Below are 21,906 nucleotides of genomic sequence, written 5' to 3' on the forward strand. Positions count from 1 at the left end.
ACTTGGTTCGAACGCCTCGAGCCACCGCTAAGCTGATCCTTCGAGCGACCTGCACGCGGTCGCCGGCGGGCGGCCCGACGTTCGTGGGTTGTGAGGAGTGATTCGGCGTGAGTTGGACCTTCACCCCGGACGAGTTCGCCCATATCTGGCGCGAAACCGAATTGGATCGCCATCCGTATCCACTGCGCATCCTGGAAACGCCGCGGACCGAGACGGACGCCGACAAACTGCGCGCACAGCTGAACGAGCGACTGCCACCACGCAGCGATCCGGACCTATCGGCATGTCTGCGGATCATGGCGGCCCCGCAGACCCGGATCGTGGCGATCGGCGGCGGACATGGCCCCGGCACCGAGATCAGACTGCTGGCGTGCGCGATCTACGACCGCGCCGTACTCGCCGTCCAGGAGCCCGGCGCCGGCGCGGATTTCGGTGGGCGCGTACGTCTTTCGATCGGTCTCAGTGCCAAGCTCGGCGCTCGGATCGCATCGCTGTTGCCCGCGGTCCCAGCCGGTCACGAACCGCCGAGGACCGCCGCCGCCGATGCGATCCGCGACGAGGAGGTCGTAATCGTCTCGCAGCGTTCGGTGCCCTCGATCCGGCGGCTGCTGCTGAAGCCGCATACCGCCGAGGGGCATATCCGGATCGAGGGTCGACTGGACCATCCGACACCGCAGCCGCCGATCCACTACACCTGGATCGATGTCAAAGGCGACGGACGCTATCTGATCAAAGCGGGCGATACCGTGCACATCGTGCCCGCCTCGGCCGAGCAACTCGCGACGCAGCTGCAGAAACGCATTCCCGCGCAGGCCCGATAACCGTGACGGGCCGGAACTATGGCAACCGGACGCATAGCCAACAGTTAGTCTGAGGCGGACCGACCGATCCCCGGGGGTGTGCATGACGATCGAGAGCAGCCGAGCCGATATTGCCCGCTTCAAACAGGAGGCACAGGCGGGCACCATCACATTCGATCCGGATGCGGCGCGGCGTTGCGCCGAAATGTACGACCACCAAGCCGACCGGCTCATCTATCTGCGACAACGCCTCGAATCGGCGGGCGAGTCCGGCGGATTCGGCGGATTCATCTCCGCACAGCAGTTGCAGGCCGGATTCGCGCACAAGGCCCGCGACGCGGCCACCCTGCTAGACCACTACATCGAGGCCGCCTACCGAATGAAGGAGGCGTACCTGATCAGCGGCGGGCTGTTCGAGGAGGCCGACGCCGCCAACGCCGCGGCGCTGCGGGCGATCGAATCGCGGGTGCCGCGATGAACGGCGCATTGCCCAGCGATTCCGTGGGGCGACGCGGCCGGGCCAGCGATTCCGTCGGGGGTCGCGATCGGGTGACGGGGAACACCGCATCGCGTAGCGATTGCGTGGAGGTGGCGGTCAGGTGACGGGGAATGCCGTGTCGCACAGCGATTCCGTCGGGAGTGGTGGTCGGGCGAGGGGCGGGAATGACCCCGACTACATCAGCTCGATGGAACATTTCGAGTCGATGAAGCACGAGGAGATCTACACCAGGACCCAGCAGATCGATGCCGCCCAGATTCTCACCGCATCGGTCACCTGGCTGGAAGTCGCAGGGACGCTTGCCAGTTCGTTCCCACTGACCCGCGCCAGCTCGGATCGGGTGATGAATACGATGGCCTGGGAGGGCGCGGCGGCCGAGGCCGCCTATGCCAGCGCCCGCAGCTACGCGGCCTCTGTCGACGAACTCGCCGCGATCATGGGCCAGGTCGGCGCTCGCCTCGGGGCCGTGGCCGCGGCCGCGGAAGCCGTGAAGATCGCCGTTGTGCCACCGGGCAATTCGGGCCCGATCGGCACCATCGCTCGACTGCTCGAGGCCGCGAATGTGATCAATGCGCAAATGGCGGAGGAGGCGCTGCGCCAAGAAGCCGTCCTCGCCATGAACATGATCTACAAACCGGCCTACCACATGGCGGGCACCGCAGTCCCCGCCCTCCCCGCACCGCCCGCGCTCCCCGGCGCACCGGGCGCGGCCCCGTCCGTGCCCCGGCATTCGCAGCAGCCGTCCACCGAGCCCGGCGCTCGAGCTCCCGGACCAACCCCACCTGGCGTCCAGGTCCCCGAACCAACACCGTCGACACCGGAATCCCGAGCACCACAACCGACTCCGTACCCGACCGCACCGGCGCCCACCCCATCGACGCCGGAATCCCAAGCGCCACAACCCACTCCGGCCCCAACCACACCACAGCCCGTCCCGGACCCACAGCCGGGACCGTCCACGCCGGAATCGCAAGCGCCACCCACCCCGGACCCACAGCCGACACCGGCTACGCCGGAGTCACAAGCGCCACCCACCCCGGCACCGTCCACGCCGCAACCGGGACCGTCCACGCCGGAATCCCAGGCACCACAGCCCACCCCGGCACCGACGACCCCGCAGCCAGCTCCGCCCCCCGATCCGACCCCCGCCCCGGCACCACCAACCTCAACGCCGGAACCAGCACCCCAGCAAGCCCCACCGCCCGCTCCGCAGCCGAGCCAGGAACCTGTGCCACCGCCGACAACCCAGCACACGCCTCCACCAACACCCGAACCACAAACCCCTGCACCCGAACCACAAACCCCTGCACCCGCACCGCCAACCCAGCAGGCACCCCCGCCGCCAGTACCAGCACCCGCAGTTCCCGGCCCAACCGAACCGACCCCACCACTGCCCGACCCGGGCGGCCAACCCGGCATCACCGGCCCCATCCCCGAAGCATCCGGCCAGTCCCAACCCCCACCCACGTCCAACCAGCCCGGCGTCATCCCGACCCCGGAGGGAACCCGCTGACCCCCTGCCTCACAACCGATCCACCGCATCCAACCGCGCAGTCGACGTCACCCAAGGTGTGGTCTGCGCACCAAGCCCGCAACTACCGCCTCAGCCCCACCGCTTGTCGGATTCCGCACCCCTCGCCGGACTCGCACCCTTCCCGGGATCCGCGGCCCTTCCCGGACTCCGCGGCCCTTGGCGGGTGCCCCAAACGATGCGGATCCGGGTCTATCGGGCTAACGGCGCTTCCGGCGTTGTTCATCAATAGGTTTGGGCTCGGGCCAGCGGTCGGCAAGGGCGCGGAATCTGCAACTGATCCAGGCGCATCGGCCACCCCATCAAGTCGACTTCTCGGCCTGCCGGGCGATCCGGCAGGCGGTTAGACCTTGACCAGGTCGTCGGCGTGAATTACGGGGCGCTGCATAGTGTCCGGGAGTTCGGTGGTGGAGCGGCCGAGCATGCCGGAGAGTTCGGCGCTGTCGTATTCCACTACGCCGCGGGCGACAATGCGGTTGTCGGGGGCGACGAGATCTACTACGTCGCCGCCGTGGAAGCGGCCGCGAACACCGGTGATACCAGCGGCGAGGAGGGAGCGGCGGCGATGGGCCACGGCTTGAACGGCGCCCTCGTCGATGAGGATGGCACCACGGCTGTCGGCGGCGTGGCGAACCCAGAATTTGCGGGCGGAGAGGCGAACCGGGCGCGCGGCGAAGGCGGTGCCGACGGTGCCCGCGCTGAGCGCGATATCGGCTTCGGTGGCGGCGGCGAGCAGTACGGGAACGCCCGCGTCGGCGGCCAGGCGGGCGGCGGAGAGTTTCGAGGCCATGCCGCCGGTGCCGAGTGCGCCGCCGCTGCCCGCGATGACGCCGTCGAGATCGGCGCTGCTGCGGACCTCGGGGATGAAATTCGCGGCGCCCTTGCGCGGGTCCCCGTCGTAGAGGCCCTCGACATCGGAGAGCAGCACCAGCGCGTCGGCGCCGACCAGGTGCGCGACCAGCGCGGCGAGCCGGTCATTGTCGCCGAAGCGGATCTCTTCGGTTGCGACAGTATCGTTTTCGTTCACGACGGCGACCGCGCCGAGCGAGCGCAACCGGTCCAGGGTGCGCTGCGCGTTGCGATGGTGTTCGCGCCGGGAGAAGTCGTCGGCGCTCAACAACACCTGACCGACCGTGCGCCCGAACCGCGCGAACGAGGTGCCCCACGCATGCGCCAACGCCAGCTGGCCGACGCTCGCCGCCGCCTGCTTGGTGGCCAGATCCCGTGGGCGGCTTGTCAATCCGAGCGGAGCGATACCGGCACCGATCGCACCGGAGGAAACCACGACGACATCGGATCCGGCCCGCATCCGCGCCTCTACCGCATCGGCCAGCCGATCCAGCCGCGCCGTATCCAGCCCACCCTTCAAACTGGTCAACGCCGACGACCCGATCTTCACCACCACACTGCGCGCCGCCGCGATCGCCGTCCTGGCCTCACTCAGACCGGACTGCGATATCGACTCCGCGATCCCCGAACTCACCTGCATCGCAACCGAACTCCCTGTACCGCAACAGAACCCACCGGCCGCAGCGCCGTGCGGGACTTCGGCGCACACGACAAACCTACGGCGTTCACGCTATTCCTCGTCGTCCTCGACCAGACCACGCCGCACCCGCGACGCGTGCTTGCGTTCGGCGGCGCTGATCCGGTCGTTCTGCTCCAGGCGGATATCGGTGCCGCGGCCCGTTGGCACCATATCGATGCCCGCGGAGATCTGCGGCTCCCATTCGAAGGTGACGTCGCCGATGGTGACCGGGGCTCCCGGCTCGGCGCCCTGTTTGACCAGCTCCTCTTCGACACCGAGGCGGGCCAGGCGGTCAGCGAGATAGCCGACGGCCTCGTCGTTGTCGAACTGGGTCTGGCGCACCCAGCGCTCCGGTTGCGGACCGCGCACGATGAAACCGCCGGGCTCTTCCGGATCGGCGATCACGCTGAAACCGGTCTCGTTCACCGCGATCGGGCGGATCACCGGACGCTTGGGCGCGGCCTTGGGATGTGCCGCACGATACTGCTCAACCATCTCGGCAAGCGCGAATGTCAAGGGGCGCAGGCCAGCTCGGCTCACCGCCGAGATCTCGAAGACCGGCCAGCCACGGTCGCTGAATTCGGTCGTGACCATCTCCGCCAGCTCGGCGGCATCGGGCACGTCGACCTTGTTCAGAATCACTACGCGCGGCCGATCGGCCAGATCACCGAGCCCGGTATCGGCATCCAACGCTGGTTGGTAGGCCGCGAGTTCGGCCTCGAGCGCATCGACATCGGAGACCGGATCGCGTCCCGGCTCCAATGTCGCACAGTCGACGACGTGTGCGAGCACCGCACAACGCTCGAGATGCCGCAGGAAGTCAAGGCCGAGCCCGCGCCCCTCGCTGGCCCCGGGAATCAGACCCGGCACGTCGGCGATGGTGAACGTGGTGTCACCGCTGGAGACCACACCGAGATTGGGCACCAACGTGGTGAACGGGTAGTCCGCGATCTTCGGCTTGGCCGCCGAGAGCACCGACACCAGCGAGGACTTACCCGCCGACGGGAATCCGACCAGCCCGACATCGGCCACGGACTTCAGCTCGAGGACGAGATCGCCCTCCTCCCCGTCCTCACCGAGCAGTGCGAAACCGGGCGCCTTGCGCGCCTTGGAGGCCAGCGAGGCATTGCCGAGCCCGCCGCGTCCGCCGCGCGCCACGATGAACTTATTGCCCGCACCGACCAGGTCGACGAGCACCTTGCCGTCATCGTCGAGCACCACGGTGCCGTCGGGCACCTTCAACAGCAGATCGGTGCCCTGCTTACCGTCGCGGTTGCTGCCCTCGCCCGGTTTGCCACTACTCGCCTTGGCGTGCGGATGGAAATGGAAGTCCAACAGGGTGTGCACATTCGGGTCGACCTCGAGGATCACATCCCCGCCGCGTCCCCCGTTGCCGCCGTCGGGACCGCCGAGCGGCATGAACTTCTCCCGGCGCACGGAGGCGCAGCCGTGACCACCCTTGCCCGCACGCACGTGCAATACGACACGGTCGATGAATTTGGACATGTCCGAATCATCCTCCTCGGTAGCCGTAGCGACTGCTTGCAGGTCGCTCGAAACGATCAGCCGTAGCGACTGCTTGCAGGTCGCTCGAAACGATCAGCCGTAGCGACTGCTTGCAGGTCGCTCGAAAGAACCTGCTCTATGGGAACGCGCTCTTTCGAGAACGCGAAAGCGGGCCAGGGAATCCACCCTGACCCGCTCAGCTGTTTCCGGAGTGGTTGAAGGCGCTCAGGCCTCGACCGGCTCCGGAACCACGATGTTCACGGTCTTGCGGCCACGCTTGGTGCCGAACTCGACCTTGCCCGCCGCCAGGGCGAACAGGGTGTCGTCGCCGCCACGGCCGACGAGCACGCCGGGGTGGAAGTGCGTGCCACGCTGGCGAACCAGGATCTCGCCCGCCGAAACGGTCTGGCCACCGAAACGCTTGACGCCGAGTCGCTGGGCGTTCGAGTCGCGACCGTTGCGGGAGCTGGATGCACCCTTCTTATGTGCCATTTCTGAACTCCTGTGAAGTAACTCGAGAAAGCGCGGAGGCTTACTTGATGCCGGTGACCTTGAGGACCGTCAGCGGCTGACGGTGACCCTGACGCTTGTGGTAGCCGGTCTTGTTCTTGAACTTGTGGATGCGGATCTTCGGGCCCTTGGTGTGCTCGACGACCTCGGCGGCCACGGAGAACTTGGCCAGCGCGGCCGCATCGGTGGTCAGCTCGGCGCCATCGACGACGAGAACCGGGGCCAGCGCTACGGACGAACCCGGCGCACCCTCGATCTTCTCGACCTTCACCAGGTCACCGACCGCGACCTTGTACTGCTTTCCGCCGGTCTTGACGATCGCGTACGTTGCCATCGGTCGGCTGCCCTTCTTCCTGTAATGCGCGCGGCTCGTGCTCGTGCTCGCGCGGCTGCGTGTTCCCGCCCGGATAACTCCGCTTGGAAACCACAGCATTCTGGTCTGGTAGTCACCGCCGCCTCAGCAACCTGATGGCTCTCGGCTTCGAGCCGAATCACGAACACAGCGCAGTTGAGCGCTGTCGCCGGGCAGCGACTGTCCAAGATTACAGGACGGATACCACGCCAACCAAACCGGTGCCAAGGACCAGGTCAGGGCCGCGGCCGCCGGTCGGACCAGATCGCCGAACGACGGAACCCCCGTCGCGAAGTGCGGCGGGGGTCCCGGGATCGGATCCGATGGTGGCGGTCAGTTCGCTTCGTCCACCGGCGGTCCGGCGGGACGACCGACCGCCCGGCGGCGCGGCTTGCGGGTCGGCACCACGACCGGCACATCCGCCGCGTAATCCACCACGGGCGTTGTGGACGCCTGATCAGCCGTCGGCAGCACGAACACCGCGCCCGCGCTATCCGCGGCCGGTGCGGCAGCCGAGCGCGCCACACGACGTCTGCGGCTGGTCGAACGGGGCGCCGCTGGCTCCGACACACCGTTGGTCGAGGCTGCGGGTGCCTCCGCTGTCACAGCTTGCTCGACCACAGGTTCGGCGACCGCGACGGGGGCCTCCGCGACGGGCTCGCCAACCCCGGCATCGACCGGCTCGGCAGCCGCGACCTCGTCGGGCGCGGGCTGGACCGCTCCCTCGGCTACTGCCTGCGCGGCTTCCTCGGCCACTGCCGCAAGGGCTTCGTCGGCCACGACTTCCTCGGCCACATCCGCAGCCTCGGCGCCGTCGGCCGCAACGGCCTCGGCATCCGTCGCAACAGCCTCGGCCACGGCGACCTCAGCCGACGTTTCGAGCTCGTCGCCGTGCCCGGTCTCCTCGGACTGATGCGCCGCCATCGCCAGCGCGACCGGATGGGCCCGCTTGACCGCGATCTCCGCCTCGTCCCCCTCTGCGACATGCCCGGTGCCATTGCTGGCCGCGGCAGGCGCAGTGGCCGCCGCACCCTTGTCCCGGCCACGCCGCCGCCGCGACCCGGTCTCCCGGGTGCCACGCGCGGTGTCCTCGGTCGCGGTGAGCTCCACCGGATACGTGTGCACGATGATGCCTCGGCCATGGCAATGCTCACAGGTCGACGAGAACGCTTCGACCAGACCGGTGCCCAGCTTCTTGCGGGTCATCTGCACCAGCCCGAGCGAGGTCACCTCGGAGACCTGATGGCGGGTGCGGTCGCGGCCCAATGCCTCGGTCAGCCGCCGCAGCACCAGATCCCGGTTCGACTCCAGCACCATGTCGATGAAGTCGACGACGATCATGCCGCCGATATCGCGCAACCGCATCTGGCGCACGATCTCCTCGGCCGCCTCCAGGTTGTTGCGGGTGACCGTCTCTTCCAGGTTGCTGCCGCCCGCACCGGTGAACTTGCCGGTGTTGACGTCGATGACCGTCATCGCCTCGGTCCGGTCGATCACCAGGGTGCCGCCCGAGGGCAGCCACACCTTGCGATCGAGCGCCTTGGCGAGCTGTTCGTCGATCCGGTAGGTCTCGAACACGTCGATACCGTTGTTCTCGTGCCGGGAGACCCGGGCGAGCATGTCCGGTGCGACCGTGCGGATGTAGTTCTCGACGGTGCTCCAGGACCGTTCACCCTCGATGACCAGCTTGGAGAAGTCCTCGTTGAACAGGTCGCGGATGACCTTGACCAACAGGTCCGGCTCTTCGTACAGCGTCTTGGGTGCGCCGTTGTCCTTGGCCTCGGAGGCCTTCTCGATGGTGCGCCAGGTCGCCTGCAACCGCTCCACGTCGCGGGCCAATTCGGCCTCGCTGACGCCCTCCGACGCGGTGCGGATGATCACCCCGGCATCGGCGGGCACGATATCGCGCAGGATCTCCTTGAGTCGCTTGCGCTCGGTATCGGGCAGCTTGCGGCTGATACCGGTGGACGAACCACCCGGCACATACACGAGGAAGCGTCCGGCCATGCTGATCTGCGTGGTCAGGCGGGCGCCCTTGTGCCCGACCGGATCCTTGCTCACCTGGACCAGCACCTGATCGCCGGGTTTGAGCGCCTGCTCGATCTTGCGCTCCTTGCCGCCGAGACCGGCGGCCTCCCAGTTCACCTCACCGGCGTAGAGCACGCCGTTGCGGCCGCGGCCGATATCGACGAACGCCGCCTCCATCGAGGGCAGCACATTCTGCACCTTGCCGAGGTAGACGTTGCCGACCATCGACGCGGAGCCGGTGTTGGTGACGAAGTGCTCGACCAGGATGTTGTCCTCGAGCACCGCGACCTGGGTGGCCGTCGGGTGATCGGGGAAGGTCTTCTCGCGCACCACCATCACCCGGTCCACCGCCTCGCGGCGGGCCAGGAATTCCGACTCGGTCAGGATCGGCGGGCGACGGCGACCGGCCTCGCGACCGTCGCGCCGACGCTGCCGCTTGGCCTCCAGCCGGGTGGAGCCGGAGATGCCCTGCACCTCGTCGACCGTGGCGCGGCTGCGGGTCTTATTGCGCGGCTCGCGCTCGTGTACGACGGTGTTCGGCGGATCATCCTCGGAGACGGCCTCGGTCTCGGCGCCCTCGCCGGCCACCTTGCGGCGACGACGACGGCGACGACGACGGCTCGCCCCCTCCGGCAGACCGGATTCCTCGTCCTCGTTCTCGGAGTCCTCGGTGGTTTCGACGGCCTCGGCCTCGGTCGCCTTGCGCGCGGCGGGCTGCTCGTCCTCGGCGCTCTCCTCGGCGACGTCGCCGTCGTCACCGTCGGCATCGGATTCGCTGTGCTGTTCACCGCGGCCACGACCACGGCCGCGACGGCCACGCCGCCGACGCCGCGGCTGGTCCGCATCGCCCTGCTGGTCGGTCGATTCCTGCTCGTCCTCGGCGGTCTCGACCTCGTCCTCGACCGCTTCGACCGGCGGCTCCTCGACCCGGCGGGTCTCCCGCTCGGCCCGGCGCTGTTTGCGTGCCTGTTCGGCCGCCGCAGCGTCCGGCGGCAGGAACAGCGGCGCCGAGACCGCGGCGGCGGCCTCGAAGACGACCGGCGTCGCGACGTGCGGCTCCTGCGGAGCCGAATGGGTGAACAGCTGCACCGACGGCTGGTGTGCCGCGGGCTGCTCCCCCGATGGCAGCGATCCGGACTGGTCGATCACCTGGTCCGGCGCGGAAAAGATGGGGCCGGGCTCCTTGGGAGCTGGCTCTTGGTCCGCCGCGATCTCGGGAGCCTGCGACGCCTCGGCGTCCGGCTCCGTCGTGACGAGCGCGTCGCGGACCGATTCCGCTACCGATCGATCGACATTCGACTGCGCACTACGCGCATCGGCACCCAACTCGGCGAGCTTGGCCAGGATGCGTTTGCTGGTTACTCCCAGCCTCTTGGCAAGCGCGTGAACTCGGATTCGCTCCGGCAATTGTTCTGCATCCTGTGATGTTGTTGTCAGCGGCTCTTGATCGGCCACGAAGTCTCCTCGGGTCCCCGGGCGCGTCCCTCCTGGCAGGAGTGACGCGGCCGACGCGGGGGCACTGTCCGTTCACCTCACGCGGTTGGCGCAAGGTCAAGTGGTCTCGCCCCGCATGCCCGGTTAACACCATGTTCTGTTCGTCGGTCGGGCTAACTGGTCACGCGGCGCCTGGCTGTTGGCTGAACTCCACGGCGCGAGCGCTCATCCAGCGTGCCGACGCGAACCTCCGGTCCCAGCAACGGGCCAGTTGTTCGTAGCAGCGATGATCGGCATCGAACCGCAGTGTCATCCGGTTACCGTCCGGCACCGATCGTCCGCGTACCTGCGCGAACACTCGGCATCGTCGATAACCACTGCCAGTATCCCACACAGTGCCGCGACGTCTTGCCATCGCCGCACGACTACGCCTCGCCAGCGCTCGGCTCCGTCCCGCGGCGGGCCGGCTGTGTCATCGGTTCGCGCAGCTCATGCCCTACACCTAGCTGACACTCGGCCTCGTGCGGCGGCGACGCCGACCGGGTCATCGGTCCGCGCAGCTCACACCGCGAGCCTTGGATCAGGCGGGGAACTCGGGGAACCAGAGCGCGATTTCCCGCTTGGCCGATTCCGGCGAATCCGAGCCGTGCACCAGGTTCTCCTGGGTCTGCAGCGCGAGGTCACCACGAATGCTGCCGGGGACGGCCTTCTCGACCGGATCGGTGCCACCGGCGATCTGACGGAACGCGGCGATGGCGCGCGGGCCCTCCAGGATGGCCGCGACGACCGGGCCGGAGGTGATGAACTCGATCAAGGATCCGAAGAACGGCTTCTCGGCGTGCTCGGCGTAGTGGCCACGGGCCACCTCTTCGGATACCTGCTTCAGCTCCAAGGCGGCGATCTTCAGCCCCTTGCGCTCGATCCGGGCCAGCACCTCGCCGACGAGGCCACGGGCCACACCGTCCGGCTTGATGAGTACCAACGTCTGCTCAGTCACGGCGCACAGCCTAATGGGCAGTCTCCCGGGTCACCGAACCGGAGCTACGAAGACCCTTGGATGCCGACCCTATCGAGCGACCTGCAAGCAGTCGCTAGCGTTGACTGGGAAGCATACCGAGTTCCATTCGGCGCTTGACATCGGCGCGCAAGACCAGGATGAAGCCCCACACCACGGCGAAGAAGACGCCCATGACGCCGACGGACAGATGGACGAAGACGCCGAGGATCAGCAGCACCTGCAGGGCCAGATTGAACGGGATGGCCCACGGGCGACGTTGGAGTCCGGCGCCGAGGATCATCACCAGCGCGAGGATCACGAGATAGCCGCCGGAGAACCAACCGACTCCCCCGCCGACGGCCGCGACGACCGGCAACGCGAGCAGCACCGTGATCGCCTCGAGGATCAACGTGCCCGCCATGACACCGCGCAGCCCCTTCCACGGATCGGTGGCAGGCGGGGGGACCTGCGGTGCGCCGTCGGTCCGCTCTGGCTCGGCGGCGTCGCCGGTTGCCTCGGTCACGCTGTCTCCTTGTTCGGACTGACTCTCGTGCTGTGTTCATCGCGGCATTCGCGGGCCCTACGTGATTATGGGCTGCCTCCGGGCCTGACCCTCATGCCGGGTCCTTCCCGAACAGCGCGCGCGCCGCACCCGCCGTAACCACCGATCCGGTGACCACGACGCCCGCGCCCGAAACCATTTCACCCGTATCGCCGACCTCCTCGGCGATGGCGATGGCCGTTTCCAGCGCGTCGGGCAGTGTCTCGGCGGTGACCACTCGCTCATCGCCGAAGCGCTGCACGGCGAGGTCGGCGAGGCGCTCGATATCCATGGCGCGCGGCGAACCATTGCTGGTGACCACGATCTCGTCCAGAACCGGCTCCAGGGCTTCCAGAATGCCCGCCGCATCCTTATCACCGAGCACCGCCACGACACCGACCAGTTTGCGGAAGTCGAATTCCGCGGTCATCGTCGCGGCCAGCGCTTGTGCACCCGCCGGATTGTGTGCTGCGTCGATGAAGATGGTCGGGGCATTGCGCATGCGCTCCATTCGCCCCGGGCTGGTGACGCTCGCGAAACCCTCACGGACCGAGGTGATATCGAGCTGCCGGTCGGCGCCCGCGCCGAAGAACGCTTCCACCGCGGCGAGCGCGAGCACCGCATTGTGGGCCTGATGCTCACCGTGCAGCGGCAGGAAAATCTCGTCGTATACCCCACCGAGGCCCTGCAATTCGAGCTGCTGGCCGCCGACCGCGATCTGGCGGGCCAGTACACGGAACTCCGAGCCCTCCCGCGCCACCGCGGCATCGACCTCCACGGCCCGGCGCAGCAGTACTTCCATCGCCTCGGGCGCCTGCTCGGCGATGATGGCGACGGTATCGCGCGGAATCAGGCTCTCCGGGGCGCGTTTGATGATTCCGGCCTTCTCCGCCGCGATGGAGGCGAGATCGTCGCCGAGGAAATCGATGTGGTCCAGGCCGATCGGGGTGATCACCGCGACCTGTCCGTCGATGACATTGGTCGCGTCCCAGCTGCCGCCCATACCCGTCTCGACGACCGCCACATCGACCGGCGCCTCCGCGAAGGCGGCGTAGGCCATACCGGTGAGCACCTCGAACTTGCTCATGGCCGGACCATCGGCGGCAGCGGACTGTTTATCGATCATCTCGATATACGGCAGCAGTTCGCGATAGGTCTCGACGTATTTGGCCGGGGTGATCGGCGCGTTATCGATGCTGATCCGCTCGGTGGCCAGCTGCAGATGCGGGCTGATGATCCTGCCGGTGCGCCGGTGCAGTGCGGTGAGCAGCGCGTCGATCATCCGGGTGACCGAGGTCTTGCCATTGGTGCCCGCGATGTGGATGGCCGGATAGCTCTGCTGCGGTGAGCCGAGCAGATCCATGAGCGTGGCGATACGGGACAGCGACGGCTCGATCTTGGTCTCCGGCCAGCGCCGGTCCAACTCCGCCTCGACCAAGGCCATTTCGGCCAGATCTACCGGGGACGGCCCAGATCGCAGCCGCGCCTTGGGGTGTTCGTCGTCCGCGTACTGCGGCTCCGGTTCGGTGTTCACTTGCTGCTCAGTTCCGTGAGTCGGGCCCCGATGCGCGCCACCTCGGCCTCGGCGACATCGCGACGTCCCTTGATCTTGTCGACGACCTGATCCGGCGCCTTGGCCAGGAAGGCCTCGTTGCCGAGTTTGACCGCGGTAGTCGCCAATTCCTTCTCGGCCGCGGCGAGGTCCTTCTCCAGGCGGCGGCGTTCGGCGTCCAGATCGACCGCGCCGGAGGTGTCGAGCTCCACCGTCACCGTGGCCCCGCTCAGCCGGACCTCGACCGAGGCGGTCGCAGCGAAATCGGCGCCCGGCTCGGTGAGCCGGGCCAGGTTGGCCACCGAATCGTGCAGTTCGGTCAGGCCAGCGGCGTCCAGGCCGATCAGCTTGGCCGCCACCTTCTGCTTATCGGCCAGGCCCTGGTCGCTGCGGAATCGGCGGATCTCGGTGATCAACCGCTGTCCGTCCGAAACCCGTTGCGCGGCGGTCTCATCCGTGGTCACACCGGTGGCCTCGGGCCAGGCGGCGATGACGACCGATTCGCCGCCGGTCAGTGCCCGCCACAGCGCCTCGGTGACGAACGGGATGACCGGGTGCAGCAGCCGCAACACCGCGTCGAGCACATTGCCGAGCACGATGCTGGTCGACTCGGCACGCGCACCGGCCGCCGCGAACTGCACCTTGGACAGCTCCAGGTACCAGTCGCACAGTTCGTCCCAGGCGAAGTGGTACAGCGCCTCGCAGGCCTTACCGAATTCGTAGGCGTCGAATGCCGAATCCACCTCGGCGCGAACCTGTTCGAGCCGGTCGACGATCCAGCGATCGGCATCGGTGAGTTCGGCGCGATCGGGCAACGTGCCCGGCTTCGCACCGTTCATGAGCGCGAACTTGGTGGCGTTGAACAGCTTCGTCACGAAGCTGCGCGAGGCGAGGGCGTGCGATTCGCCGACCGAGAGGTCACCGCCGGGCTGTGCGCCGCGCGCCAGGGTGAAGCGCAACGCATCCGCGCCGTAGGAGTTGATCCAGTCCAGCGGGTCGATGCCGTTGCCGCGCGACTTCGACATCTTCTTGCCGTACTGATCGCGAATCAGGCCGTGCAGGAACACATCTTTGAACGGCACCTGCTTCGCGCCACCCTTGCCCGCGGTGAGCACGTGATCGTCGGAGACGAAGGTGCCGAACATCATCATCCGGGCCACCCAGAAGAACAGGATGTCGTAGCCGGTGACGAGAACGCTCGTGGGATAGAACTTCTGGAGTTCTTCGGTGGAGTCCGGCCAGCCCATGGTGGAGAACGGCCACAGCCCGGAGGAGAACCAGGTGTCGAGCACGTCCGGATCCTGCACCCAACCCTCGGGCGCGGTCTCATCCGGACCGACGCAGGCGACCTCGCCCTCGGGGCCGTACCAGATCGGGATGCGGTGGCCCCACCACAGCTGCCGGGAGATGCACCAGTCGTGCATATTGTCGACCCATTCGAACCAGCGCGGTTCCTGGCTGGTCGGGTGAATCACGGTGTCGCCGTTGCGAACCGCGTCACCCGCCGCCTTGGCGAGCGAGTCCACCTTGACCCACCACTGCATCGAAAGCCGCGGCTCGATCGCCTCGCCGCTGCGCTCGGAATGTCCGACGCTGTGCAGGTAGGGCCGCTTCTCGGCGGCGATCCGTCCCTCGCTGGCGAGCCGCTCGCGCACCTTGACCCGCGCTTCGAACCGATCCAAACCGTCGAATTCGGTTCCGGTGCCGGTGATCCGACCGCGCTCGTCCATGATGTTCGGCATGGGCAGGTTGTGCCGCAGGCCCATCTCGAAGTCGTTCGGGTCGTGCGCGGGCGTGATCTTCACCGCGCCGGTGCCGAATTCGGGATCGACATAGTCGTCGGCGATGATCGGGATCTGGCGTCCGGTGATCGGATGCTCGAGAGTGGAGCCGATCAGGTCCTTATAGCGCGGATCCTCCGGATGCACCGCGACCGCGGTATCACCGAGCATGGTCTCCACCCGGGTGGTGGCAACGATCACATGCGGCTCATCGTCTTCGAGCGAGCCGTAGCGCAGCGAGACCAACTCGCCCTCGACATCCTCGAATTTGACCTCGATATCGGAGATGGCGGTGCGCAGTTCCGGCGACCAGTTGACCAGACGCTCGGCGCGGTAGATCAGGCCAGCGTCGTAGAGCCGCTTGAAGATGGTCTGCACGGCGCGCGAGAGCCCGTCGTCCATGGTGAAGCGGTCGCGGCTCCAGTCGACACCGTCGCCGAGCGCGCGCATCTGCCACTGGATCTGTCCGCCGGATTCCCGCTTCCAGTCCCAGACCTTGTCGATGAACAGTTCGCGGCCGAAGTCTTCCTTGGTCTTGCCGTCCACCGCGAGCTGCTTTTCCACGATGGTCTGGGTGGCGATGCCCGCGTGGTCCATGCCGGGCAGCCACAGCACCTCATAACCCTGCATGCGCTTGCGACGCGAGAGAGTGTCCATCAGCGTGTGGTCGAGCGCATGGCCCATGTGCAGACTGCCGGTGACGTTCGGTGGCGGCAGCACGATGGAGTAGCCGGGTTCGGCACTGGCGCTGTCGGCGGCGAAGTAGCCAGCCGCTACCCAGCGCTCGTACATCTCGGCCTCCACCTCGCTGGGATTCCAGCTCTTGGGGAGGGCATCGGCACGATTACGCGGGTTGTCAGAGGCTGCGCTGGTCACCCCGGCATTCTAGTGGTCGTGCCGGCTGAGCTCCTAAAAGGGCCAGCGCACAGAAAAAGGCGGAGTCTTCGGTGGATGAGGGACACCGAACACTCCGCCTACACCCGGAGAGCTTACCGCCCAAAACGGCTCGAGCTCCGAATCCATAAGTAATTCTCAGCTTCTTGGCATTTTCCATCCGCAGCCGCCGCAAACGACACCGCGGGCGCCGGCATCGAGAGCCGCCCGCGCACGCCCAGCTCAGGAAATACTCAGCCATAATCAGGGTTTTCCCGGTTGTCGCGGCGGAGTTGGCTGAGGAGCCTGGAAGGGGTGAGCCCTCCGCTTGATTCGCCCTATCCAGGTTCGCAATCGCGACTACCCGATATGCGGGTCGTCGCGCCGAACTCCGTGCACGATCTACGCGGACGCACGATCGAGGAGTTGCGGTATCCCGCGAAGGCGGCGCTGGTCGTGGCCGGGGTACCGGGCGCTGGCAAGAGTACGGCGCTACGGCTGTTCTTCGGCGCCGAGGTCGAGGCCGCGGAGCCGCCGCGCGGACCAGCGGGTTCGGTGGTGCTCGACTCGCACCATGCGCGAAATCGCTGGCGGCGCAAGCTCGGTCGGCTGCCGTACCCGCTGTGGCGGCCGGTGGTGCACATCGTGCATTACCTCGGGGTCAGGACCGCACTGCGAGACGGCAGCGGACCGGTGGTGATCCACGACTGCGCCACTTTCGGATGGGCGAGACGTTTGATCGGCCGGTGGGCGACGCGATACGGCCGGGAAGTGCACGTGATCCTGCTCGATGTGCCCGCGGGGTGGCGCGCGCCGGTCAATACGCACGCGGGCGGCGGATCAATCCGTTCTTTTTCATACTGCATTGCCGTCGCTGGGATCGCCTCATTCGTGCCATCGACGCGGGGCAGCTCCCGCGGCCCGCACCCGCGTCGATGGTGATCGTCGATCGGACCACCGTCGACCGGCTGGGTCGCGTCAGCTTCGCGGCGTGAGGAATGTTCGCCTGATCATGGGACGAGCACGGTCAGCGCGCCGGGCATCGCGCGCAAGGTGATCGGGAGCGTGCCAGCGGGCTCACCATCGGCGGTCGCCGGGGCGCCCGGGGCAGTGAGGGTGACCTGCGCGACGCGGTACTGCTTGGACTTCGGATGATCGATCCGCTTACCCGCCGACAGCGCAGGCAGCAGGCGGAGCATATCTCGCCGCGAAACCGCGCCGACGACTGTGAGATCCAGCAGACCGTCATCCATCACCGCGTCCGGACAGACCAGCATGCCACCGCCATAGGTACGGGTATTGCCGATCGCCACCATGACCGCGTCGGTCTCGATCACGGTGTCGACGTCCGGATTGTCGAACTCGCCGGATACGACGCCGGACAGCTCGATCCGGTAGGGCACGGTAAAGCGGCCCGAGATTTCGGCCAGTGCGGCGAAGGTGTAGCGCAGCGGGCCTTTGGGCCAACGCATATTGTTGGCGCGCAAGGTGACTCGTGCGTCGAATCCGGTACCGGTGACGGTGGCGAACCACTTGGGGCTGAATCCGGGCGCCGACGATTCGATCAGGCCGAGGTCGATGACGCGGGTTCGACCGCCGAGCACCAGATCCGCGGCGGCGACGGGATCGTCTGTGGGCACACCGATTTCGCGGGCGAGGTCGTTGCCGGTGCCCGCGGGGATCAGTCCGAGCGGCACGCCCGTCTGCGCGAGCGCTTCCAGCACCACATTCATCAACCCGTCACCGCCGATGCAGACCACCGCGTCCGGCGGGGTAGCGCCCGCGATCGAATCCCGCACCAGACGTACCGATTCGGCGGCCGACGGCGCACGCACCTCGGCGACCTCGACACCGCTTGCGGCGAAGCGGGCCAGCGCCGCCGCGGCCACATCGTTGCCCTTTCCGACGCCGGACCGCGGGTTGGTCACCACGGTGACCGCGCGCACCGGGCGGGGCGAATCCTGTGTCACGGGACCAGCTTTCCGGGGTTGAGGATGCCCGCAGGGTCCAGTTCCCGCTTCACCGCGCGCAGCACGCGCACGCCGAGATCGCCGATCTCCTCGGGCATCCACGGGCGGTGGTCGGTGCCGACCGCGTGATGATGGGTGATGGTGCCACCCGCGGCCACGATCGCGTCACCGACGGCCTGTTTCGCGATATGCCACTGGGCGATCGGGTCGTCGAGCTGCTTGGCGATGACGGTGAAGTACAGCGAAGCGCCGGTCGGATAGGTGTGCGAGATATGACACATCACCAGCGGCGGGGTGCCCTGTCCGGCGAGCGAATCCGTCAGTGCCGCGGTCACCCTCGCCTTCAGCTCGGCCAGATTCGACCAGGTTGTCGCGGTCTCCAAGGTCTCGCACAGCACGCCGACATCCAGTAGGGCATCGCGCATATAGGGCGCGGCGAAACGACCGTGCTCCCATTCCTCGGCCGGGGTCTGTCCCAGCGCGGTCCCGCCCGCCGCGGCGAGCAGTGCGCCCGCCTCGACACTGCGAGACTCGACATGCGCCTCGGTGCCCTCGAAGGTGGTGATGGCCAGGCAACCCGCCACCGTCGCTCCGCCGATATCGGCGGAGCGGGCCAGGTTGACGCCGGTCTCGACCTCGTCGGACAGGCGGAGCACGGTCGGCGCGGCACCCGCCTGCACCACCGAACGCAGTGCGGCGGCTCCGGTTTCGAAATCCGGGAACGACCAGGCCTGGTAGCCGATGGTTTCCGGCACCGGATGCACCCGCAGGGTCACCTCGGTGACCACGCCGAGGGCGCCTTCCGAACCGACGAACAGTTCGCGCAGGTCCGGGCCCGCGGCGGATGCGGGTGCCCGGCCGAGTTCGATGGTGCCGCTCGGCGTCGCGATCTTCAGCCGCTGCACCATGTCATCGAAACGGCCGTAGCCCGCCGAGGCCTGGCCGGAGGACCGGGTGGCGGCGAATCCGCCGATGCTGGCGAATTCGAAGCTCTGCGGGAAGTGGCCCAGCGAAAGATCATGGGCAGCCAGGAGTTTCTCGGCCATCGGGCCGGTAAGTCCGGCGCCGAGAGTCGCGGTGCCGCTGATCGGGTCGATATCCGAAATATCGTCGAGACGGCGCAGATCCAGCGCGATGACGGTGTCGAAGCGACCGCGGATCGGGTCGACGCCGCCGACCACGCTGGTACCGCCGCCGAAGGGCACCACCGCGATGGCATTATCGGCACAATAGGCCAGCACCGCGAGCACCTGCTGATGGTCGGCGGGGAAGACGATCGCGTCGGGTGCGTCCTGTGGGCCATCGGCCCGGCGGCGCAGCAGATCGGGGGTGCTCTTGCCGCCCGCGTGCCGCAAACGATCGTGGTGGTCGACCGAAATGCTGCCCACGCCGACCACCTCGACCAACCCGTCCCGTTGAGTCGGCGTCAACGTCGACTCGCGTAGCGGCACATCGCCCTCATCGCGGCGCGCCACCGGGTCACCGGAGATTCCGAATACCTGCGTCAGCAGGTTCCGGATGGAAGCCGAAAGCGGCTTATGTCCGGCGGGGATGCCCCAGGCGTCCCAAACCATACTCGCCGCATACTCCGGCGCGCCCGGGTTTGCGGCGCCCGCCTCGCTCGGGGCCGGCCCGGTGTTGTCGGTGTGCTGCGTCTCGACCATGCGTTACAGTTTGACATAGACTGTCAAGCAGTAACGAACAGACGCCCACTTCCGGCACCGCGGTGACGGTGCCGCCAACACCCGGTGGTGACACCCGATGACTGCCTCCGAAGAGTCCGCCCCCGACGACGCGCTCGCGGCAACCGATCTCGCGATCCTCGACGCGGCCCGGGCCTGCGTGGAGGAATTCGGCGTGCGCCGCACCACCCTCACCGAGGTGGCCCGCCGCGCCGGGGTCAGCCGGCCGACCGTATACCGGCGTTGGCCCGATACCGGATCGCTGGTGGCCGAATTGCTGGTGCGCGAACTGCGCGCGATCGTCGCCGCCGCCATGCCGACCACCGGCAACGCACGCAGCCGGCTGGTCGAAGGCGTTGTCGCGGGCGCGGCGACCGTTCGCTCGAATCCGTTGTTCGGCAAGATCTTCCGCACCGACACCGACCTGATGCTCACCTATGTCTTCGGCCGCCTCGGCCGCAACCAACGCGCCCTGATCGACCTGTTCACCGAGGGCATCATCCAGGGCCACCGAGACGGCTCCATTCGCCATGGTGAGCCCGTGCAGATGGCGACGATGCTGCTGCTGATCGCGCAATCGGCGGTGCAGTCGGCGGGTACCGTCGCCCCGCTGCTGGCCGGAGCGGCGCTGGATGCGGAACTGACCCGCGCGATCGACGGCTACCTCGTTCCCGACGGCGAGCACCGATGACCGAACACCTCTGCACCGGCGGTCCGTCCGCCACCGGAAAGGATTGTGATGACTGCGAATTCGGCCGACGCCCGTGGAAATTCCGCGCTGAACGCCGGACGCCGCGCGCGTGAGCTACAGGGACTCGGCGACGGTGTCGACATCGACGTGCTGGTGATCGGCGGCGGCGTGACCGGTGTCGGCGCGGCGCTCGACGCCGCGGCTCGCGGACTGCGAACGGTGCTGGTGGAGCGGCACGATCTGGCATTCGGTACGAGCCGCTGGAGTTCCAAGCTGGTGCACGGCGGGCTGCGGTATCTGGCCAGCGGTCGGGTCGGCATCGCGCACGAAAGTGCCGTCGAGCGGGGGATTCTGATCAACACCACGGCACCGCATCTGGTGCGACCATTGCCGCAATTGGTTCCGCTGCTTCCGGAAATCGGTGTGGCGCAACGCGCGTTGATCCGCGCCGGATTCGTCGCGGGCGATGTGCTGCGGCGCAGCGCGGGCACTTCGCCTGCGACGCTTCCCCGTTCCCGTCGAGTGGCCACCGCCGAGGCGCTGCGCTTGGCACCGACCGTGCGCCGCGCGGGATTGCGCGGCGGCCTGCAGGCCTGGGACGGACAGCTGGTGGACGACGCGCGACTGGTGGTGGCGCTGGCCCGCACCGCGGCCGCGCACGGTGCGACCATCCTCACCCGCGTCGAAGCCCTTGACGTCACCGGGGATTCGGCCACCCTCCGCGATACTCTGACCGGCGAGACCATGGCCATCGGGTCCCGCACCGTCGTCAATGCCACCGGCGTCTGGGCCGATCAGGTCGACCCGAGCATCGAACTGCGCCCGAGCCGCGGCACCCACTTGGTCTTCGATGCCGAATCATTCGGCGGCCTGACCGCGTCGCTGACCGTCCCGGTGCCGGGGAGCACGAGCCGCTTCGTCTTCGCCTTCCCAGCGGCGCACGGGCGGGTATACCTCGGCCTGACCGACGAGGACGCCCCCGGACCGGTCCCCGACGAACCCGAGCCCACCGACACCGAAATCGACTTCCTCCTCGATACCATCAACACCGCACTCCGAGAGCCATTGACCCGCAGCGATATTCGCGGCACCTACGCCGGACTGCGGCCACTGCTGAAGACGGCCGACAACAGCACCGCCGATATCTCCCGGCAGCACGCGGTCCTGCACTCCCCCACCGGTGTCATCACCATCGTCGGCGGCAAACTCACCACCTACCGCCAGATGGCCCAGGACGCCGTCGACGCAGCCGTCACCCAGGGCAACCTCACGGCGGGCCCGTGCCGCACCAAGCGACTTCCGCTGGTAGGCGCGGTCTCCGGCGCTGCCCGCGACCACATCGCCGCGCCACCGCTGCTGGTCGAACGCTTCGGCAGCGAGGCGGCGACCGTGCTCGCGACGGCCGACCGGAACCCCGCCCTCGCCGACTACGTAGCCCCCGGAATCGACGTCACCGCAGCCGAATTCGCCTTCGCCATAACCCACGAGGGCGCACTCGACACCGGCGACCTGCTCGACCGCCGCACCCGTATCGGCTTGGTCCCCGAGGACCGCGCCGCGGCGCTACCCGCGGCGGAGGCCGCATTCGCGCACCAGCATTGATTCGCGACACTCGGCGCCGCATTCGACCG

Annotated in this window: 17 protein-coding genes; 6 read left to right on the forward strand and 11 right to left on the reverse strand. The window is 67.9% G+C overall.

All coding sequences use genetic code 11. The features are described 5' to 3' along the window. The first annotated feature begins 107 nt into the window (after positions 1–107). The 3 genes from ACQP1G_RS36260 to ACQP1G_RS36270 all read left to right on the forward strand — a co-directional run bounded on the left by ACQP1G_RS36260 (position 108) and on the right by ACQP1G_RS36270 (position 2,812). Positions 108–821, forward strand: coding sequence for an ESX secretion-associated protein EspG (locus ACQP1G_RS36260; protein ID WP_433194184.1), 714 nt, complete (start codon positions 108–110; stop codon positions 819–821). A gap of 82 nt (positions 822–903) precedes the next feature. Then, entirely contained in the window at positions 904–1,278 is a 375-nt protein-coding gene (locus tag ACQP1G_RS36265; RefSeq protein WP_433194185.1) for a hypothetical protein, read from the forward strand. Positions 1,279–1,486: 208 nt separating this feature from the next. Beyond that, complete coding sequence (locus ACQP1G_RS36270) at positions 1,487–2,812, forward strand: hypothetical protein (RefSeq protein WP_433194186.1); 1,326 nt, start codon at positions 1,487–1,489, stop codon at positions 2,810–2,812. A gap of 361 nt (positions 2,813–3,173) precedes the next feature. Here ACQP1G_RS36270 and proB read toward each other — a convergent pair whose 3' ends face one another. The 9 genes from proB to ACQP1G_RS36315 all read right to left on the reverse strand — a co-directional run bounded on the left by proB (position 3,174) and on the right by ACQP1G_RS36315 (position 15,935). Next, positions 3,174–4,319 carry a glutamate 5-kinase gene (proB, locus tag ACQP1G_RS36275; protein WP_433194187.1) on the reverse strand — a complete coding sequence of 382 codons (1,146 nt, stop codon included), beginning with the start codon at positions 4,317–4,319 and terminating at the stop codon, positions 3,174–3,176. Between the two features lie 90 nt (positions 4,320–4,409). Continuing rightward, positions 4,410–5,864 carry a GTPase ObgE gene (gene obgE / locus ACQP1G_RS36280; RefSeq protein ID WP_433194188.1) on the reverse strand — a complete coding sequence of 485 codons (1,455 nt, stop codon included), beginning with the start codon at positions 5,862–5,864 and terminating at the stop codon, positions 4,410–4,412. Positions 5,865–6,089: 225 nt separating this feature from the next. After that, complete coding sequence (gene rpmA / locus ACQP1G_RS36285; protein ID WP_433194189.1) at positions 6,090–6,356, reverse strand: 50S ribosomal protein L27; 267 nt, start codon at positions 6,354–6,356, stop codon at positions 6,090–6,092. A 40-nt stretch (positions 6,357–6,396) separates the two neighbouring features. Continuing rightward, complete coding sequence (rplU, locus tag ACQP1G_RS36290; protein ID WP_433194190.1) at positions 6,397–6,708, reverse strand: 50S ribosomal protein L21; 312 nt, start codon at positions 6,706–6,708, stop codon at positions 6,397–6,399. A gap of 351 nt (positions 6,709–7,059) precedes the next feature. After that, entirely contained in the window at positions 7,060–10,209 is a 3,150-nt protein-coding gene (locus tag ACQP1G_RS36295; RefSeq protein ID WP_433194191.1) for a translation initiation factor IF-2 N-terminal domain-containing protein, read from the reverse strand. Positions 10,210–10,768: 559 nt separating this feature from the next. Beyond that, positions 10,769–11,185 (reverse strand): nucleoside-diphosphate kinase, encoded by a 417-nt coding sequence (gene ndk / locus ACQP1G_RS36300; RefSeq protein ID WP_366528037.1) that lies wholly within the window; start codon positions 11,183–11,185, stop codon positions 10,769–10,771. Positions 11,186–11,279: 94 nt separating this feature from the next. Continuing rightward, positions 11,280–11,606 carry a DUF4233 domain-containing protein gene (locus ACQP1G_RS36305; RefSeq protein ID WP_433209129.1) on the reverse strand — a complete coding sequence of 109 codons (327 nt, stop codon included), beginning with the start codon at positions 11,604–11,606 and terminating at the stop codon, positions 11,280–11,282. Positions 11,607–11,799: 193 nt separating this feature from the next. Further along, the gene (folC, locus tag ACQP1G_RS36310; protein WP_433209132.1) at positions 11,800–13,206 is read right to left on the reverse strand and encodes a bifunctional tetrahydrofolate synthase/dihydrofolate synthase; all 1,407 of its coding nucleotides are present in this window, start codon (positions 13,204–13,206) and stop codon (positions 11,800–11,802) included. A gap of 50 nt (positions 13,207–13,256) precedes the next feature. Then, positions 13,257–15,935 (reverse strand): valine--tRNA ligase, encoded by a 2,679-nt coding sequence (locus tag ACQP1G_RS36315; RefSeq protein WP_433194192.1) that lies wholly within the window; start codon positions 15,933–15,935, stop codon positions 13,257–13,259. A 312-nt stretch (positions 15,936–16,247) separates the two neighbouring features. On the opposite strand from ACQP1G_RS36315, the gene ACQP1G_RS36320 reads away from it, so the two are divergent. After that, complete coding sequence (locus ACQP1G_RS36320; protein ID WP_433194193.1) at positions 16,248–16,874, forward strand: hypothetical protein; 627 nt, start codon at positions 16,248–16,250, stop codon at positions 16,872–16,874. Positions 16,875–16,942: 68 nt separating this feature from the next. Here ACQP1G_RS36320 and ACQP1G_RS36325 read toward each other — a convergent pair whose 3' ends face one another. Together ACQP1G_RS36325 and ACQP1G_RS36330 are read right to left on the reverse strand one after the other, a co-directional pair. Next, positions 16,943–17,902 (reverse strand): diacylglycerol kinase family protein, encoded by a 960-nt coding sequence (locus tag ACQP1G_RS36325; protein ID WP_433194194.1) that lies wholly within the window; start codon positions 17,900–17,902, stop codon positions 16,943–16,945. Next, positions 17,899–19,476, reverse strand: coding sequence for an FAD-binding oxidoreductase (locus tag ACQP1G_RS36330; RefSeq protein ID WP_433209135.1), 1,578 nt, complete (start codon positions 19,474–19,476; stop codon positions 17,899–17,901). The genes ACQP1G_RS36325 and ACQP1G_RS36330 overlap by 4 nt, the downstream gene beginning before the upstream one ends. A gap of 187 nt (positions 19,477–19,663) precedes the next feature. Between ACQP1G_RS36330 and ACQP1G_RS36335 the strand changes: the two genes are divergently transcribed. Then, positions 19,664–20,275 carry a TetR/AcrR family transcriptional regulator gene (locus ACQP1G_RS36335; RefSeq protein ID WP_433194195.1) on the forward strand — a complete coding sequence of 204 codons (612 nt, stop codon included), beginning with the start codon at positions 19,664–19,666 and terminating at the stop codon, positions 20,273–20,275. Positions 20,276–20,323: 48 nt separating this feature from the next. Beyond that, the gene (locus tag ACQP1G_RS36340; protein ID WP_433194196.1) at positions 20,324–21,877 is read left to right on the forward strand and encodes a glycerol-3-phosphate dehydrogenase/oxidase; all 1,554 of its coding nucleotides are present in this window, start codon (positions 20,324–20,326) and stop codon (positions 21,875–21,877) included. The last annotated feature ends 29 nt before the right edge of the window (positions 21,878–21,906 follow it).

Origin of the sequence: Nocardia sp. CA-107356, assembly GCF_050946365.1 — a bacterium.
GTDB lineage: Bacteria > Actinomycetota > Actinomycetes > Mycobacteriales > Mycobacteriaceae > Nocardia.

Excerpts from the sequence above, each read along its gene's own strand:
- ACQP1G_RS36265 (WP_433194185.1), top strand. The coding sequence starts at position 904 with ATGACGATCGAGAGCAGCCGAGCCGATATTGCCCGCTTCAAACAGGAG.
- ACQP1G_RS36270 (WP_433194186.1), top strand. The coding sequence starts at position 1,487 with ATGGAACATTTCGAGTCGATGAAGCACGAGGAGATCTACACCAGGACC.
- proB (WP_433194187.1), bottom strand. The coding sequence starts at position 4,319 with ATGCAGGTGAGTTCGGGGATCGCGGAGTCGATATCGCAGTCCGGTCTG.
- obgE (WP_433194188.1), bottom strand. The coding sequence starts at position 5,864 with ATGTCCAAATTCATCGACCGTGTCGTATTGCACGTGCGTGCGGGCAAG.
- rpmA (WP_433194189.1), bottom strand. The coding sequence starts at position 6,356 with ATGGCACATAAGAAGGGTGCATCCAGCTCCCGCAACGGTCGCGACTCG.
- rplU (WP_433194190.1), bottom strand. The coding sequence starts at position 6,708 with ATGGCAACGTACGCGATCGTCAAGACCGGCGGAAAGCAGTACAAGGTC.
- ACQP1G_RS36305 (WP_433209129.1), bottom strand. The coding sequence starts at position 11,606 with ATGGCGGGCACGTTGATCCTCGAGGCGATCACGGTGCTGCTCGCGTTG.
- ACQP1G_RS36330 (WP_433209135.1), bottom strand. The coding sequence starts at position 19,476 with ATGGTTTGGGACGCCTGGGGCATCCCCGCCGGACATAAGCCGCTTTCG.
- ACQP1G_RS36335 (WP_433194195.1), top strand. The coding sequence starts at position 19,664 with ATGACTGCCTCCGAAGAGTCCGCCCCCGACGACGCGCTCGCGGCAACC.
- ACQP1G_RS36340 (WP_433194196.1), top strand. The coding sequence starts at position 20,324 with ATGACTGCGAATTCGGCCGACGCCCGTGGAAATTCCGCGCTGAACGCC.